This window comes from Polyangium sp. 15x6, assembly GCF_029960785.1.
Lineage (GTDB): Bacteria > Myxococcota_A > Polyangia > Polyangiales > Polyangiaceae > Polyangium.
Genome location: NZ_JASBQE010000031.1, coordinates 51021 through 67102, shown reverse-complemented (window position 1 = coordinate 67102; position 16082 = coordinate 51021). Strand labels below are relative to the sequence as shown.

Sequence of the window (16082 nt, the reverse complement as noted above, 5' to 3'; positions counted from 1 at the left end):
GCAGAGCCCCGGCGCGGCGCCTTGCTAGGCAATCCCCCGGCGCGGCGCCGCCTTGCTAGGCGATCGCCTTCCGGTAGAGCGCCTCCCAGCGGTCGACACACCGCTCCCAGTCGGCGTGTTGCTCGGCCCAGGCCTTGCCGCGCTTGGCGAGGGCGGCGCCGAGCGTGGGGTCTGCGGCGAGACGATCGAGGGCTCCGACGAGTGCGGCGTGATTGCCGGGGGGGACGAGCAGGGCTCGATCCTCGTGCGCGAGCACGCCTGCGTAGTCTGGCAGGTCCGTCGCCACGATGGGCACGCCGAGTGACATGAGCTCGCAGAACGTGCTTGGCACGCCGTCGGCTTCGAGGGCCGAGACTGCCACGTCGGCCATGGCGTAGGTCGCGGGCAGATCCTCGTACGAGCAGGGCGGCGCGAAATGTACGCGTGTGGCGACGCTGAGCTCCTCGGCGAGTGCGCGGAGACGCGCCTCGTGCACGGCGTCGTCCTCGCGGCCGTGCAGCTTGATGACCATCACGCCGCTCTGGGACCATGCGCTCGCTGCGAAGGCGCGCAGGATGCGGTCGACGTGGTAGTGCGGCTTGTTCTGGCGCGGGCTCAGCAGCACGCGCGTGCCCTCCGGGATGCCGAGCTCCTCGCGCAGGGCGCGCGCGCGGGCCGAGACCTTCGCTGGGTCGAAGAGTGCGCGGTCGACTCCCCAGAACACGAGCTCGAAGGGCGCGCGGGAGCCCTTCGCGCGAGCGCGGGCCTTCTGAAGCAGCGCGTTCGAGTCGGCGGTCACGGCTGCCGCGTGGACGAGGACGCGGTCGACGGCGCGCGTCACATGCCTCGGCTTCGGGAACACCTCGTCGTTGAGATCGCTGCCCCAGGCCGTGGCCACGTACGGCAGGATGCCGATCCAGAGCGTATGCCAGTGTTTCAGCGAGTTCAGGTGCACCACGCTCGCCCCGAGCTTGCGCGCGGTCCGGCGCGCGAGGAGACGCCGGAGGAACATGGGCAGCCGCGGGTGGCTCGACATCTCCGTGCAGCGATCGGGGTGCGTCGCGCGCACGCGGGCGGCGATTCCGGGCGCGTCGCAGAGCACCACGTGGTGGCCACGCGCGACGAGCGCGGAGGCGAGCCGGGCTTGCTGGGTGGCAGCCGGATCGCCATGAAGCACGACAGTCAGAGTCATTTTCTCGTTCTCGCGGGCTCGCGCTAGCACGCGCTCGCGCGGGCGACGAGGCGCGCCTCCGGCCCCTCGTCATGGCCCGGGCGTCGTGCTACGTCGGGGGCGATGCTTTCGTCCGCGGCTCGAGGCGCGGGCGCTCCGAGGAGAAGGTCGTGAAACGGAAGCTCGCGTTCGGTGATGTGTCGCCCAATCTCGAGGGCAAGGTCGTCCTTGTGACGGGCGGGACGGGATCGTTCGGCACCGCGATGGTGCGCCGGCTGCTCGCGGAGGCCTCGCCACGCAAGGTCATCGTCTTCAGCCGGGACGAGCAGAAGCACTACCAGATGCAGCAGACGCTCGACGACGGGCGGCTGCGGTACTTCGTGGGCGACGTGCGCGACAGGGACAGGCTGCGGCGCGCCTTCGAGGGCGTGGACGTCGTCTTCCACTCCGCGGCCATGAAGCACGTGCCGCTCGCCGAGTACAACCCGATCGAGGCGATCCGCACGAACATCAGCGGCGCCGAGAACGTGATCGACGCGGCCCTCGAGCGCGGTGTCGAGCGCGTCGTCGCGCTCTCGACCGACAAGGCCGTCAATCCCGTGAACCTGTACGGCGCGACGAAGCTCTGCATGGAGAAGCTCTTCGTCGCTGCGAACAGCTACCGCGGCGCCTCGCGCGGCACCTCGTTCGCCGTCGTCCGGTACGGCAACGTGGTCGGGAGCAAGGGGTCCGTCGTGCCGCTCTTCCTCGCGCAGCGCGAGAAGGGCGAGATCACCATCACCGATCCGCGCATGACGCGCTTCTGGATCACCATGGATCAGGCCCTCGACCTCTGCCTGCACGCGGCCGCCGTCGGCAAGGGCGGCGAGGTGTTCGTCCCGCAGATCCCGGCGACCGACCTCGCGACGCTCGTCGAGGCGCTCGCGCCCGACTGCCGCCGGCGCATCGTGGGCATCCGGCCCGGCGAGAAGCTGCACGAGGCGCTGATCACGGCCGACGAGGCGCGGCAGGTGGTCGACACGGGCAAGGTGTACGTGATCGAGCCGAGCTTCCCGTGGTGGGGCGGTTCGCACCACGAGGGGCGCCGCGTGCCCGAGGACTTCTGTTACACGAGCGCGAACGCGACGCACCGGCCGGGCGTCGAGGAGCTGCGCGGCATGCTCCGTAGCCTCGGCTTCCTGCCGCCCCAAAGCGCCGCCTGAGATCGCCGCCATGGCCGCCGAGCTCGAGGCAGAGGCGGACAAGCGGGCCGCTGCGGCGCCGCTCCGCTCGAGCGTCTCGCGTCTCTTTCGAAACGCGACGATTTACGGCGTAGGCCAGCTCGCCGTCTCGCTCATCTCCTTCGCCGCGGACCCGCTCCTCTCCTACCTGCTCACGCGCGCGGATTTCGGCCTGCTCGGCCTCACGCGCACCACGACGAACCTGCTCGCGAGCGGCTACCGGCTCGGCCTCGACGGCGCCGTCAACCGCATGTACTTCGACGTCGAGCGCGACCCCGAGGCTCAACGGCGCGCGCTCGGCACCGTGAACGCGTTCCTGCTCGGCTGGGCGCTCCTGCTCACGGTGGCGCAGGAGATCTTCGGCCCCGCGATCTACGCCCGCGTCTTTTCGGGCGTGCCGTACGCGCCCTACGGTCGCTTCGTCGCCTACGCGCTCCTCTGCAACACGCTCATCGCCGTGGCGCAGACGGTCTGGGGGGCGCAAGAGCGCGCCAAGAAGCTCGTCGGTGTGCGCATCACGAGCGCGCTCCTCACGAACGCCATCATGTTCGGGCTGCTCGGGCTCTCCGGGCTCGGCGTGATGTCGGTCTACATCGCGCAGGTCGTGGGCCCGACGATCATGCTCTGGGTCCACCTCCGCTTCGCGTACCGCTCGTTCGGGTTCGCGTTCGACCTCACGGTGCTGCGGCGCGCGCTCGCGTTCGGGCTGCCGATGGTCGTGCACCTGTCGAGCCACTGGGCGCTCGAGGCGGCCGATCGGCTCCTCATCGAGAAGTACCTCGGGCGCGACGCGGTCGGCCTTTATACGGTCGCGTACGGATCGACGACGACGCTCTTCATGATCAACCAGTCGGTCAACGGCGCGTACGTGCCGCAGTTCATGCGGGCGCATGGAAAGCCGGACGAAGAGAAGTTCATCGGTCGGGCGATCACGCTCGTCTTGCTCACGGTGTCGGCGGCGACGCTCGGCTTCGTGATCTTCGCGCCCACGATCGTGCGGACCCTCTACTCCGCGCGCTTCGCCGAGGCGGCTCCGCTCACGATGGTCCTCTCGCTTGCCGCGCCGCTGCACGCCGTCTACCTCGTGCACGTGGGCGCCCTCTTCCACGCGTCGCGGACGCGGATCATCCCGGTCCTCACGCTCGTCGCCGGCCTCGCGAACATCGGGCTCAACGTGTGGGCGCTCCCGCGCTACGGCATCGTGGGCGCGGCGTGGGCGACGCTCCTCGGGTACGCCATCCTCGCGCTGCTCTTCTGGGCCGGGGCGCGCGGCGAGCGCCTGCCCTACGAGAAGGGGCGGCTCGCGCGGATCGCCTTCGTCGCGGTCTGCGTGACGGCCGCGGCGATGGGGGTCGACGGGAGGTTCTCCGTCGCCGTGGAGCTCGGCCTCAAGCTCGCCATTGCCGTCGCGGCGCCGGTCCTGCTCGCCGCCACGGGGTTCTTGACGGACGAAGAGCGGGCGTGGATAGCGAACAAGCGCGGCGTGATCGCCGCGAGGTGGTCGTCATGAGTACGTTTCTCCCGTATGGCAGGCAGTGGATCGACGAGGACGACATCGCCGCGGTCGCGGCCGTCCTGCGCGGCGATTGGCTCACACAGGGCCCCACCGTGGACGCCTTCGAGGCCGATATCGCGCGGCTCACCTCGGCCCGCTTCGCGGTCGCCTTCTCGAACGGCACGACGGCCTTGCACGCGGCCTGCGCCGCGCTCGGGCTCGGCCCCGAAGACGAGGTGATCACGACGCCGATCACCTTCACCGCATCGGCGAACTGCGTGCGGTACGTGGGCGCGACGCCCGTGCTCGTCGACATCGAGGCGAAGGCCGCGACGATCGATCCGGCGCGGCTCGAAGCGGCCATCGGCCCGAAGACGCGCGCGATCATCCCGGTGCATTACGCGGGGCAGCCGGCGCGGATGGAGGAGATCAGCGCGATCGCGAAGCGCCACGGCCTCGCGATCCTGGACGACGCGGCGCACGCGCTCGGGGCCACGGTCGGCGGATCGCCCATCGGTTCGGGTCGGTTCTCCGACATGACGATGTTCTCGTTCCACCCGGTCAAGCACGTGACGACGGGGGAGGGGGGCGCCATCACGACGAACGACGAGAAGCTCCGCGACGCGCTCCGGCTCTTCCGGAGCCACGGCATCACGCGGGATCCGGCCCGGCTCCACGCGCCGTCGCCGGGGCCCTGGTACCAGGAGCAGATCCTGCTCGGCCACAACTTCCGGCTCACGGACATCCAGGCGGCGCTCGGCCGCTCCCAGCTCGGAAAGCTCGAGCGCTTCGTCGCCCGGAGGCGCGAGATCGCGGCGCGCTACGACGCGCTCTTCCAGCCCGTGCGCGGCGTCGAGCCGGTCGGGAGGCTCGAGGGCACGGAGCACGCGTTCCACCTGTACGTCGTGCGGATCGACTTCGCCGGGCTCGGTAAGTCCCGCGCCGAGGTGATGATCGCGCTCCGCGAGCGCGGCATCGGCACCCAGGTGCATTACGTGCCGGTGCACCACCACCCCTCGTACGCCGACCGCGGCTGGGGTCCGGGGAGCTTCCCGGTGGCGGATGCGTTCTACGCCGAGGCGCTCTCGATCCCCATGTTCCCGGCCATGCAGGACGCGGACGTCGATCGGGTCGTCTCCGCCCTCGTCGAGGTCCTGGGTGTCTGATCCGCGTGTCGTCGCGATCGTGCAGGCCCGCATGGGGTCGAGCCGGCTGCCCGGAAAGGTGCTCGAGCGCGCCGCCGGCCGCGCGCTGCTCGATCACCTCGCGGAGCGGCTCGGCGCGGCGAAGCGGCTGTCGGCGATCGTCGTCGCGACGACGCGCCGCCCGCTCGACGACGTGCTCGAAGCCGAGGCGGCGCGGCTCGGGCTCTCCTGCTTCCGTGGCAGCGAAGACGACGTGCTCGAGCGGTTCGTCCTCGCGGCGCGCGCGGCGCACGCGGACGTCGTCGTGCGCATCACGGCCGACTGCCCGCTGCTCGATCCGGCCGAGGTGGACCGGGTCGTCGCGGCGTTCCTCGCGGCGCCGCTCGACTACGCGGCGAACTTCGCGCCCGACGATCGACGGATCCCGCTCGGCCTCTCGGTCGAGGTGTTCTCCCGCGCGGCGCTCGAACGCGCGCACGCCGAGGGGCGCGCGGGCTACCACCGCGAGCACGTGACGCCCTACCTCTACGAAGAGAAGGGGCGGTTCCGGACGTGCGTGGTGCACCCCGCCGAGGATCTCTCGCACCTGCGCCTCACGGTGGACACGCCGGAGGATCTCGCCGTCGTGCGCACGGTGCTCGAGGCGATCGAAGGCGATCCCGATCGGATGTCGCTCGCCCGCGCGGCGCGGTTCCTCGCGGCGCACCCCGAGATCGCGCGGCTCAATGCCTCGGTGCGGCAGCGCTCGTTCCGGGAGAGCGACGGACCGGCGCGGCTCGACGGCGCATGGGCGTTTTTCCGCGCGGACGCGACGCCGGAGGTCGGCGCGGGTCATGCCATGCGTTGCCTCGCGATCGCGGAGGCCTGGGTCCTCGCGGGCGGGCGCGCCGCCCTCCTCGGCCTCGTGCCCGCGTCGATCGCCGAGCGCTTCGCCGAGCGAGGGATCGAGGTGCACGCCGTGCCGACCCGGATCGTGCCTGGATCCGAGGCGGATGCGCTCTGGCTGCGCGAGGCGGCCGAGGCGCGTGGGGCCGTCGTCGTCGTCGCGGACGGGTATGCCTTCGAGGCCCGATGGCTGGCGACGCTCCGGGGCCCGTTCGTCACGGCGTACGTCGACGATTTCTCCCAGCAGGACCTCCCCGTCGACGTGGTCCTCGATCCCAACGCGGGAGGGCGCGAGGAGGGGCGTGGCGTGGGGCCGAAGCTCGTGCTCGCGGGCGCGCGGTACACGCCGCTCCGCGCGGAGTTCGGGCGAGACGCGGCGCCTGCGCGATCGTTCGAGCGAGCGCCGCTCGGCCTGCTCCTCACGTTCGGGGCGAGTGATCCTGCGCGGCTCTCGCTCCTCGCGCTCCGGGTCGCGCTCGCGATCGCGGCGAGCGTGCCCCTTCGGATCACGGTCCTCGCGGGGCCGATGCACCCGGACCTCGACGCCTTGCGCGCGCTCGCCGCGTCCACGGGCGAGGGCGCGCTCCGGCCGGTGATCGTGCACGACACGAAGGACGTCGCCGCGCTCTTCGCGTCGATCGATCTCGCCGTCGCGGCGGCGGGGAGCACGGCGTGGGAGCTCGCGGCGATGGGCGCGCCGATGCTCCTCGTGGCCGTCGCCGACAATCAGCGCGCGGTGATCGATCCGCTCGTTACCGCCGGCGCGGCCCGGCGTATCGATCTCGAAGACGCGAGGAACGAGGCCAAGCTCGCGGACGCGATCGAGGCGTTCGTCCGCGCGGGCCCCGACGCGCATCGAGCGATGGCGCGCGCGTGCCTGGATCTCGTCGACGGCCGCGGCGCGAGCCGTATCTGCCGCGCGCTCGCGGACGCCGCGTTCGCCCGGGCAGCGCAGAGAGACCGCAAGGAGAGAGCATGATGGAGCGATCGATCCCGAGCATCCTCATCGGCCAGCGCCGCGTCGGTCTCGACGAAGGCTGCTATGTCATCGCGGAGGCCGGCAGCAACCACAACGGCAGCCTGGAGCAGGCCTACCGGCTGATCGACGTGGCCGTCGAGGCAGGCGCGGACGCCGTCAAGTTCCAGATCTTCCGCGCGTCCGCGCTCTACCCGCCGAGCGCGGGCAAGAGCGACTACCTCGGCGACGAGCGCAACATCTTCGACATCATCAAGTCGATGGAGATGCCGCCCGAGTGGCTGCCCAAGCTCGCCGCGTACGCGCGGGAGAAGGGGATCGGGTTCATGGCGTCGGCGTTCGACGAGGCGTCGACGGACATGCTCGACCCGTACGTCGATGCGTACAAATGCGCGAGCTACGAGATGACGCACACGCCGCTCCTGCGGCACATGGCGTCCAAGGGGAAGCCCATCGTGTTCTCGACGGGCACGGCGTCGCTCGTCGAGGTGGGCGAGGCGATCGAGGCGGTGCGCGCCGCGGGCAACGATCAGATGATCGTGCTGCAATGCACGGCCGCCTATCCCGCGCCGCTCGAGAGCATCAACGCCCGCGCGCTCGTGACGATGCGCGAGGTCTTCGGGGTCCTCACGGGCCTGTCCGACCACTCGCGTGACGCCGTCGCCGCGCCCGTGACCTCGGTGGCGCTCGGCGCGGTGGTGATCGAGAAACACTACACGCTGAGCAATCGCCTGCCGGGGCCCGACCACGCCTTCGCCCTCGAGCCGCACGAGCTCACGGAGATGATCCGGCGCATCCGCGAGGTCGAGCGGACGCTCGGGACGGGCCGCAAGGAGGTGCACGCGGTCGAGGAGGAGCTGCGCGCCTTCGCGAGGCGGACGGTCTTCTCGTCGCGGAGGATCGAGCCCGGCGAGCCCCTCTCGACGAGCAACACGATCGTCCTGCGCGCCGGCAAGCACCGGCACGGGATGTCGCCGCGGCAAGGGATCGAGGCGCTCGGGCGCAAGGTGACGCGCGTCCTCGAGCCCTACGAGCCCGTGAGCCTCGAGGACCTCGCGCCCGTGCCCGCGCCCGCCGCGCCCACCGTCGTCCTGCGCAAGGCCGAGCGTCGCGACGAGGGGCGTGTATGGGTCTACAACGACGAGCCGGGCGCCCGCCGCGTGTCGCTCTCGAAGGACCCCATCCCGTGGGAGGCGCACAAGGCCTGGTTCGCCGCGAGGCTCGCCGATCCGAAGGCCTCGCTCTTCATCGTCGAGTGCGAAAGCGAGGCCGTGGGGACCGTGCGGATCGAGCGGCGCGGCGAGGAGGATCAGATCTCGATCGCCCTCACGCCCTCGGCGCGCGGCCGCGGGATCGGCGTCGCCGCGATCGTCGAGGCCGCGCGGCGGCACGAAGGAGAGCTCGTCGCGCTCGTTCGTCCCGACAATACGGCGAGCGCGCGCGCCTTCGAGCGCGCGGGGTTCGTCCAGGTGGGCAGCCGCGACGTGCAGGGGACGACGGTTTCCGTGTTCGTCCGCGCGGCGCGCCCGCCGGCCCCGGAGGGCGCTCGATGAGCGGTGACGCTCCCGTCACCGTCGTGATCCCCTGCTTCAACCACGGCCGTTTCCTCGCGGACTGCATCGGGAGCCTCGAGCGCCAGCGCCATTCGCGCTGGCGCGCCATCGTGATCGACGACGCCTCGACCGACGGCGAGACCCCCGCGCTCGCCGACGCTGTCCGGAGTGATCGCGTCGAGGTCGTGCACCTCGCCGAGAACATGGGCCGCGCGGGCGCGCGCAACGTCGGGATCGAGCGCGCCGAGAGCGAGGCCGTGATGAGCCTCGACGCGGACGACAAGCTCGAGCCCGATCACCTCGCGCGCACCGTCCCCCTGCTCCTCGCCGATCCGCGCTGCGGCATCGTCTACACCGACTACGTGTACTTCGGCGGGCGGCAGGGCACGGCGCGGGGAAAACCCTTCGATCGGGATCTGCTCTACGTCGACCAGTACATCTTCGCCGGCAGCCTCTTCCGCAAGAGCGCCTTCGCGAAGACGCCCGGCTACCGGAGCGAGTTCAACATCGGCAACGAGGACTGGGATTTCTGGCTCTCGATCATCGAGGCCGGATTCACGGCCTCCTACGTCGCCGAGCCGCTCTACGCGTATCGCATCCACGAGGGCTCCTGGACGTCGCAGCCGACGCTCGAGCGCGCCGAAAAGACGCGCCTGTCGCGGGAGCTGCTCCGGGACATGCATCTCGAGGGCTACCGGCGCTCGGGCAAGCTCGGGCAGTTCGATCGGGACACGGAGCTACGCGACGGGCGCCTCCGCCTCATGGGCGGAGACATCCATGGCGCGCGAAAGAGCCTTTTCCGCGCGCTCCGGCTCGCGCCCCTCTCTCTCGAGCCCTGGCCGCTTCTGCTTCGCGCGCTCGTCGCGCGCCCAGCCCGCACCGCGGGTGAATCGAGGTAAAAGGACGACATGAACGAGACGAAGTCCCCGGACGCGCGCGACGTCGAGCGCCTCTTCGCAAGCGAATTCGGCGCGCAGTACACCGATCGGAACCGCGCGGTCGACCCGCGCAAGCCGGCCTTTTTCCACGACCTCTTCCGGCGCCACGGGATCCGTCGGGTCCTCGAGTGTGGTTCGAACCTCGGCCTCAACCTGACCGACTGCGTCCGTGATGCGGACATGGACGTCTGGGGGATCGACATCCAGCGCGGCGCCATCCGCGACGCGTGGGCCTCGCATGCCGGCGGCAACTTCGTCGTGGGCAGCCTCTTCGACCTGCCCTTCCGGGACGGGCGCTTCGACCTCGCGTTCACGTGCGGCGTGCTCATCCACGTCCCGCCGGCGGGCATCCGGGACGCGATCCGCGAGATGCACCGCGTGAGCGGCCGCTTCTTGCTCTGCGCGGAGTACCACGACGATCAGGACGAGGTCGCCGTGCCCTGGCGGGGCCAGGCCGCGGCCCTGTTTCGGCGCAACTACAGGAAGCTCTTCCTCGAGATGTTCCCCGACCTCGTGGTGGTCGAGGAGGGCTACAAGGGGCTCGAGGAAGGGTTCGATCGCATCACGTGGCACCTCTTCCGCAAGCCCTGATCCTCACGCGGCGGCGCGCTCATGTTCGTTAGCAACGCCCACTACGGTCATCGGACGATCCTCAACCGGTACGGCGGGGTCCCCGACGGTACGCCCATCCCCGGCATGGTGGAGCACGGCTGGAACTACGACCTCGGGGCCACCCACGAAGACATCCTCCACCCGCTGCCGGACCCGTTTTACGTGTGGTCGGAGCGCAACCTGCGCAATTGCCGCAAGGCCGGGGGGCTCGATCACGTGGTGCCCCTCGGCGCGCCGTTTCTGTATCTGCCTCCGCTCGAAGAGAAGATCGAGGCCGAGCCCGGCTCGCTCCTGGTGATGCCCATCCACGGCTGGGAGAAGGCGCGGCTGCTCTGCGACTTCGATCAGTACGTGCAGGATCTCGCCGAGATCGAGCGCCACTTTCGGTCGATCACCATCTGCCTTTACTGGATCGAGCATCGGGAGGAGCGCTACCGGAAGCCCTTCGAGGCGCGCGGCTACCGGGTCGTCACCTCGGGGCCGCGCGACGATAACCCGAGCTTCCTCTACGACCTGCGCCGCTTGCTCCTGCGCCACGAGTACGTGTCGTCGAACCGCGCGCAGACGGCCACGTTTTACGCGCTGCACCTCGGCCGCAAGGTCTTCCTCCACGGGCCCACGGCCGGCGTCGAGCAGCGCCTCGATCCCTCGGGGCAGCTCTTTCACGCGTGGCAGAGCCTCGAGTTTCCCATGCTGATCTGGAAGAACTTCAAGGACGAGCCGTACCCCCAGATCGGCGCCGAGGAGCTCGGTGTCCCCTTCGTGCGCACGCGGCAGGAGCTCTGCGAGCTCTTCCTGTGGCAGCCCGAGCAACGGAGCTCCCTCGATGGGCACATGAGCGCCGTGAAGGAGCGGAACCGCGTGCGCATCCGCGCGCAGCGCATCCACGCCTGGCGGAGCGCGCTCGTCGCGCTCCCGTACATCGGACGTCACTTCGCGCGGGGGAAGAAATGAGCGAGACGAGCTCGTCGCCGAGCGACGCCGCCATCGAGGAGGATCTCGACCGGATCCGGCGCTTCTACCGGGACAAGTTCCTCCCCGCGAACGCGTGGTCGACGCTCCTGCCGCGCCCTTACCTCTACCTCCGTCAGCGCCAGCGAAGGCTGCGCGATACGCTCATCGCCTGCGGCATCGACACGCCCGAGCGGCTGCGCTCGATCGACGTGCTCGACGTCGGCGCGGGCACGGGGACGAACCTCGCGTGGCTCGTCGAGCTCGGCGTGGATCCCGCGCGCTGCACGGGCATCGATCTCATGCCCGAGAGCGTGGCCGTCGCGCGCGAGCGGCTGCCGCAGCTCCGCTGGCTCGCGGGGGATTTCTCCTCGGTCGACGTGGGCGGGCCGTTCGACGTCATCCTGCTCGTCGCGGTCCTCACGTCGATCAAGGACCCGGAGCTCAAGCAGCGGATCGTGGACAAGTGCCTCTCGCTCTTGCGGCCGGGCGGCGTGTTCTTCTTCTACGACTACATGAGCCGCAAGGACGAGCGCGGCTCGGACAACTACAAGCGCCTCTCGTACGCCGAGCTCGAGGGCTACCTCCGCGGCCGCAAGGCGCGCTGGTTCAAGCGGGACTACCTGCGCGCGTCGCTGGCCGAGTCCATCGTCACGCGCTTCGGCGTCACCGCCGCCGAACTCGTGCAGGCGCTCGGCGTCTTCAACATCGAGGCCTCGTTCGCCTACGTGCGCGTCTGATCCGCGTCCTCGCGGCGCGGCTTCTTGCACATGAGGAACTTGCGCGGGTGGATGCCGTAGCGCGTCCGCGTTGCTTCGTCGAACGTGCGCTCGACGTCGACGATCTCGATCTCGAAGCCGAGCTTGCGTAGTCGATCCGGCAGATCGTGGCCGTACCGGCGGCGATGCAGCGAGTCCTCGGGCCGCACCCTGCCGTACTCCTCGGTCGGCGCGTTCCAGTTCATCGCGTTGTCGAGCAGGCCGATCCCGCCCGGCGCGAGGATGCGGTAAAGCTCGCGCATCGCGCGCTCGTCGTCCTCGATGAGGTCGAGCACGTGGAAGCAGACCCAGAGGTCGAAGGTGTCATCCGCGAACGGCGCGGCGACGAGGTCCCCGCGCACCATCGCGTGCTTCGCGTAGAGGTCGAACGAGACGTAGTCGACGTCGTCCGGGAAGAAGCGGCGCGAGTTCGAGAGGGGCCCGATGTCGAGCACGCGGCGGCGCTTCTCGCCGAAGAAACCGCCGAGCGCGTCCCGGCAGAAGAGGGGCAAGAGGCGGACGCGATCGGTCGAGCCGCACGCGTAGCAGAGCGTGTCCTCGCGGTAGTTGTCGACGTAGTAGATCGGCCCGAAGCGCTCGCCGGTCCAGCCGCAGAGCGTGCAGACCCGATCGCCCTCGCGGCCCCGGAGCGCGCCGCCGATCTCGCGGCCGAGCGCGCGGAAGGCGCGGACGCCGTTCTCGACGCCGTCCTTGCGCCCGAGCTTGGCGAAGCGAGCCATCGCGACGCCGATCGAGGCGGCGCGGCCGAGGTAGGCGCGCGCGCGCACGAGCGGGCCCGGATCGGGGAGGGAAGTAGTCACGGAGCGCCGTCTACCCAATCGCGCGCCGCGCGTCGACGCGTTTTCTCGCGCCTCAGGGCTCGCTCTTCCGCCGCTCGTCGTAGAGACGCCGCGCCGCAGCGAGCAGCCGATCGCGCTCGTTCTCGGCCGGATCGTCGGTCACGAGCTCCACGAGCGCCGCGAGGATCTCCCCGACCACGGGCCCCGGCGGGATGGCGAGCTCCCGCATGAGCTCGTTTCCCCGGATCTTCAGGTCCTTCGTGCCGAGCGCCGTGCCCGCCGCGAGCAGGCTCGTCGCGCGCGCCCGCAGCTGCTCGATCGCCTGCACCTCGTCCGTCGCGTCGCGCCCCTTGCCGCGCACGTCCGAGAGCGCGAGCGCGTACAGATCCGGCGCGAGATCCGGCGTGACGCGCCGGATCCAGCGCCGCACGGCCGCGTCGGTCCAGCCCTCGTCGTAACAGATGAGGTGATGCCGGACGAGCGCGGCGATCCGGTCGCGCTCCTCGTTCGAGAAGCGCAGGCGGCCCAGGATCTCCGTCGCCATCTCCGCGCCGATCTTTTCGTGATCGTAGAACGTGTAGTCCTCGGTCTTCTCGGAGAACGCGCGCGTGCGCGGCTTGGCCACGTCGTGCAGGAGCGCCGCCACGCGGAGCAGCGGCACGGGCTCGCTCGCGTCGAGGCAAGCCATCACGTGGCCCCAGACGTCGAACGCGTGCCACTTGTTCTGCACGCACCCGACGCCTTCGAGCAGCTCGGGGCAGGTGATCTCGAGGACGCCCGTGCGCCGCATGGCCTCGAACGCCACGCTCGGCCGCCGCGCGCGCATGCTCTTCAGCCACTCGTCGCGCACCCGCTCGGCGCTCACGCGGCGGAAGGTCACGAGCGATCGCGGCTCACCCATCGCGCGCTCGGTGTCGGGATCGATCGTGAACTCGAGCGTCGCCGAGAAGCGCGCGGCGCGCAGGATCCGGAGCCCGTCCTCGCCGAAGCGCTCGCGCGGCTCGCCCACCGCGCGCACCACGCGGGCGTCGAGATCACGCTTGCCGCCGAACGGATCGATCAGGTGGCCGTCCACGGGATCGAGGGCAATCGCATTCACCGTGAAGTCGCGCCGCGCGAGATCCGCGCTGATGTCATCGACGAACTCGACCGAGTCGGGCCTTCGCCCGTCGCTGTAGGCGCCTTCTCCGCGCAGCGTCGTCACCTCGTAGTGCACGCCGCGCAGGAGCACCGTGACCGTGCCGTGCTGCAGGCCCGTGGGGATGACCTTGCGGAACATCCGCATGACCTCCTCCGGCCGCGCATCGGTCGCGACGTCCCAGTCCTTCGCGGGCTCGCCGCGCAGGAGATCCCGCACGCAGCCGCCCACGATCCAGCCCCGCTTGCCGTTGTCGCGCAGGCGGCGGCAGATCCCGAGCACGTCTTCGGGGACCTTCTCGATGAGGTGAGCGACGCCTTCCACGGCGCTCGGCTTTACCACGCTTCGGGCGCGGCGATACCCCTCACGGCTTGTTGCTGCCGCCGTGGTAGATGTCCACGATGTCGCCGCCGCTGTTGCCCCCGGAGCTGCCCTTCTTGTTCGTGGGCAGCGGGCCGACGTGCGAGCCGCCGGCCTTCGTGGTGAGCGGGCGCGCGGTCCCGGCGTCGGCGGTGGCCGGCGTCGTCCCCGCGATCGCGACGAGCTTGACGGTCTGCTTGTCCTGCGAGCCGTCGAGCGTGATCGTCTGCGAATCGTAGCCCTTGGCCTTCACCTCGAGGGTCACGGGTTTGCCCGGCTCGACCTCGAAGTTCGCGGGGAACGTGAGCAGCTTGCCTGCGTACGTCGTCGACGCGTTGGCTTCGCGCGGATCCACGTCGACGAGCACGATCTTCTTCGCAGCGCTGGTGGCCGTGGGCGCGGGCGGAGCCGCGGCGGACTGCGACGTGACCGCGCCGGGATCGGTCTTCTGCGCCGGGCCGCTGAGCAGGATGAGCACCGTGCCGAGCGTCGCGCCCATGACCGCCGCGCCCACCGCGACGAACCGGAGCCAGGGCGATTTCTTGGGTTTGTCCGCGACCCCGTCGGGCACGGAGGCCGAGAGCCCGTCGGGACGCGAGGCCATCTCCGCGACGGCCTCGGGCACGTGGCCCTGCTGGAAGCGCTGCAGATCGTGCGCGAGCGCGGCCATGTCGGGGTACCGATCGTCGGGCACCTTCGAGAGGCACTTGAAGATGATCGCCTCGAGATCGGCCGGGCACGGGGGATCGAGGCCGAGCTTCGCCAGCGGCGTGGGCGGCTGGTACATGTGCTGGCTCAGGATGCCCATGAAGTTGTCCGCGACGAACGGGAGCTGACCGCTCACCATCTCGTAGAGCATGATCCCGAGCGAGTAGATGTCGGTGCGGTGATCGAGCGGCGCGCCCGCGGCCTGCTCGGGCGACATGTAGTGCGGCGTGCCGAACACCGCGCCTGCGCGCGTGAGCTTGTTGTCGCCGCTCGTCGCGACCTTCGCGATGCCGAAGTCGAGGATCTTGACGAACTCTTTGTCGATCCCGCGCTGGATGATGAAGATGTTCTCGGGCTTGAGATCGCGGTGGATGATGCCGCGCTCGTGCGCCGCCGCGAGGCCGTTCGCCATCTGGATCGCGATCTTCGCGATGAGATCGGTCTCGAGGCGCTTGGCCTTGTCCTCGTTCAGCTGGATCAGGCTCTTGCCGTCGAGGAACTCCATCACGAAGTACGTCGAGCCGTCCGGCAGATCCCCGAAGTCGGAGATGTCGATGATGTGCGGGTTGCCGATGCTCGACGCGGCGCGCGCCTCCTGCAGGAAGCGCTCGAGGATCTCGCGATCGCGCGCCATGTCGGAGCGCAAGACCTTCACCGCGACCTTCTTGTCGATGACCTTGTGGCGGGCGAGGTAGACGAACCCCATGCCGCCTTCACCGAGCAATTTCTCGATCTTGTAGCGGTGATCGAAGGTCGTGCCGATGTACGGATCCTTCGAGCCGGGCGCGCGCTCCGCGTCGACGTGCGTGGGCGGCGGGATGTCGGGGTCCTGATCGCCGCGGCGCGACGCAGGCAAGAGATCTTCGTACGATCGGCGCGAGATCGGCTGCGGATCGTCCGGGTTCGAGCTGAGCCTCTTGCGCGGGGCTTCGCCGTCGGGCACCGAAATGCGGCTCCGACGCGCGCCGGTGTCGATCTCGATCTGCGACCTCGCGAGCATCGCGAGATCCGCATCGAGCGTCTCCTCTTCGATCTGGATCACCGGCGGCGGCGCGGGGATCGAAGGCGACTTCGGCATCGCAGGCGGCGGCACGCTGGCCTTCGGCGGCGGCGGCACGCTCGCAGGGTTTTTCGCGGCCGCGGGCGGCGCGGGCGGCGCGGCGGACGGCTTCTTCAGCGATGGCAGCGTCGCCGGGCGCGGGATGCCAGGCGCCGGGGGGCGCGCCGATCCTGCCGGGATCGGCGGCACCGGAGGCGGCGGCTTCGTCCCAGCGGCGGGCGCGGGCGGAGCGGCGGGTTTCCCGCCCCCAGGCTGGGGCGAGCTCCCCGCTGCGACTTTGGGAACCGCAGGCGGCTTGGGCAAGGCAGGGGGCTCGTTGTCCGGAGGAGACAT

13 protein-coding genes are annotated in these 16082 nt (G+C 70.5%); 9 read left to right on the top strand and 4 right to left on the bottom strand.

From position 1 onward, the window contains the following. Positions 1-55: 55 nt before the first annotated feature. A complete protein-coding gene (locus tag QHF83_RS23310; RefSeq protein ID WP_282420114.1) occupies positions 56-1171 on the bottom strand; it encodes a glycosyltransferase family 4 protein in 1116 nt (371 codons plus the stop codon). 149 nt (positions 1172-1320) lie between these two features. Between QHF83_RS23310 and pseB the strand changes: the two genes are divergently transcribed. From pseB to QHF83_RS23265, 9 genes are read left to right on the top strand one after another with little or no spacing between them, the layout of a single operon-like run. Further along, positions 1321-2352, top strand: coding sequence for a UDP-N-acetylglucosamine 4,6-dehydratase (inverting) (gene pseB, locus QHF83_RS23305; RefSeq protein WP_282420113.1), 1032 nt, complete (start codon positions 1321-1323; stop codon positions 2350-2352). A 10-nt stretch (positions 2353-2362) separates the two neighbouring features. Continuing rightward, positions 2363-3880, top strand: coding sequence for an oligosaccharide flippase family protein (locus QHF83_RS23300; RefSeq protein ID WP_282420112.1), 1518 nt, complete (start codon positions 2363-2365; stop codon positions 3878-3880). Further along, positions 3877-5031, top strand: coding sequence for a UDP-4-amino-4,6-dideoxy-N-acetyl-beta-L-altrosamine transaminase (gene pseC, locus QHF83_RS23295; protein ID WP_282420111.1), 1155 nt, complete (start codon positions 3877-3879; stop codon positions 5029-5031). Before QHF83_RS23300 ends, pseC begins: the two co-directional genes overlap by 4 nt. Further along, on the top strand, positions 5024-6874 hold the full coding sequence (locus tag QHF83_RS23290) for an NTP transferase domain-containing protein (RefSeq protein WP_282420110.1): 1851 nt from the start codon (positions 5024-5026) through the stop codon (positions 6872-6874). Before pseC ends, QHF83_RS23290 begins: the two co-directional genes overlap by 8 nt. Continuing rightward, positions 6871-8424, top strand: a complete 1554-nt coding sequence (locus QHF83_RS23285) for a GNAT family N-acetyltransferase (RefSeq protein WP_282420109.1) — start codon at positions 6871-6873, stop codon at positions 8422-8424. Before QHF83_RS23290 ends, QHF83_RS23285 begins: the two co-directional genes overlap by 4 nt. Continuing rightward, positions 8421-9323 (top strand): glycosyltransferase family A protein, encoded by a 903-nt coding sequence (locus QHF83_RS23280; RefSeq protein ID WP_282420108.1) that lies wholly within the window; start codon positions 8421-8423, stop codon positions 9321-9323. Before QHF83_RS23285 ends, QHF83_RS23280 begins: the two co-directional genes overlap by 4 nt. A 9-nt stretch (positions 9324-9332) precedes the next feature. After that, on the top strand, positions 9333-9953 hold the full coding sequence (locus QHF83_RS23275; protein ID WP_282420107.1) for a pseudaminic acid biosynthesis-associated methylase: 621 nt from the start codon (positions 9333-9335) through the stop codon (positions 9951-9953). 21 nt (positions 9954-9974) lie between these two features. Further along, positions 9975-10928: a hypothetical protein gene (locus QHF83_RS23270; RefSeq protein ID WP_282420106.1), complete on the top strand. Its 954-nt coding sequence runs from the start codon at positions 9975-9977 to the stop codon at positions 10926-10928. Continuing rightward, entirely contained in the window at positions 10925-11665 is a 741-nt protein-coding gene (locus QHF83_RS23265; RefSeq protein WP_282420105.1) for a class I SAM-dependent methyltransferase, read from the top strand. The genes QHF83_RS23270 and QHF83_RS23265 overlap by 4 nt, the downstream gene beginning before the upstream one ends. Here the strand turns inward: QHF83_RS23265 and QHF83_RS23260 are convergent. Genes QHF83_RS23260 through QHF83_RS23250 form a run of 3 tightly spaced genes read right to left on the bottom strand, consistent with a single transcriptional unit; the run spans position 11650 to position 16082 of the window. Beyond that, positions 11650-12504 (bottom strand): class I SAM-dependent methyltransferase, encoded by an 855-nt coding sequence (locus QHF83_RS23260; RefSeq protein WP_282420104.1) that lies wholly within the window; start codon positions 12502-12504, stop codon positions 11650-11652. The two genes, QHF83_RS23265 and QHF83_RS23260, sit on opposite strands and share 16 nt — an antisense overlap. Positions 12505-12556: 52 nt before the next feature. Then, on the bottom strand, positions 12557-13945 hold the full coding sequence (locus QHF83_RS23255; RefSeq protein WP_282420103.1) for a CCA tRNA nucleotidyltransferase: 1389 nt from the start codon (positions 13943-13945) through the stop codon (positions 12557-12559). Between the two features lie 40 nt (positions 13946-13985). Next, positions 13986-16082 carry a serine/threonine-protein kinase gene (locus tag QHF83_RS23250; protein ID WP_282420102.1) on the bottom strand — a complete coding sequence of 699 codons (2097 nt, stop codon included), beginning with the start codon at positions 16080-16082 and terminating at the stop codon, positions 13986-13988.

Coding starts and splice junctions, on each gene's coding strand:
- QHF83_RS23285 (WP_282420109.1), top strand. CDS start 6,871: ATGATGGAGCGATCGATCCCGAGCATCCTCATCGGCCAGCGCCGCGTC.
- pseC (WP_282420111.1), top strand. CDS start 3,877: ATGAGTACGTTTCTCCCGTATGGCAGGCAGTGGATCGACGAGGACGAC.
- QHF83_RS23300 (WP_282420112.1), top strand. CDS start 2,363: ATGGCCGCCGAGCTCGAGGCAGAGGCGGACAAGCGGGCCGCTGCGGCG.
- QHF83_RS23280 (WP_282420108.1), top strand. CDS start 8,421: ATGAGCGGTGACGCTCCCGTCACCGTCGTGATCCCCTGCTTCAACCAC.
- QHF83_RS23310 (WP_282420114.1), bottom strand. CDS start 1,171: ATGACTCTGACTGTCGTGCTTCATGGCGATCCGGCTGCCACCCAGCAA.
- QHF83_RS23275 (WP_282420107.1), top strand. CDS start 9,333: ATGAACGAGACGAAGTCCCCGGACGCGCGCGACGTCGAGCGCCTCTTC.
- QHF83_RS23270 (WP_282420106.1), top strand. CDS start 9,975: ATGTTCGTTAGCAACGCCCACTACGGTCATCGGACGATCCTCAACCGG.
- QHF83_RS23265 (WP_282420105.1), top strand. CDS start 10,925: ATGAGCGAGACGAGCTCGTCGCCGAGCGACGCCGCCATCGAGGAGGAT.
- QHF83_RS23250 (WP_282420102.1), bottom strand. CDS start 16,082: ATGTCTCCTCCGGACAACGAGCCCCCTGCCTTGCCCAAGCCGCCTGCG.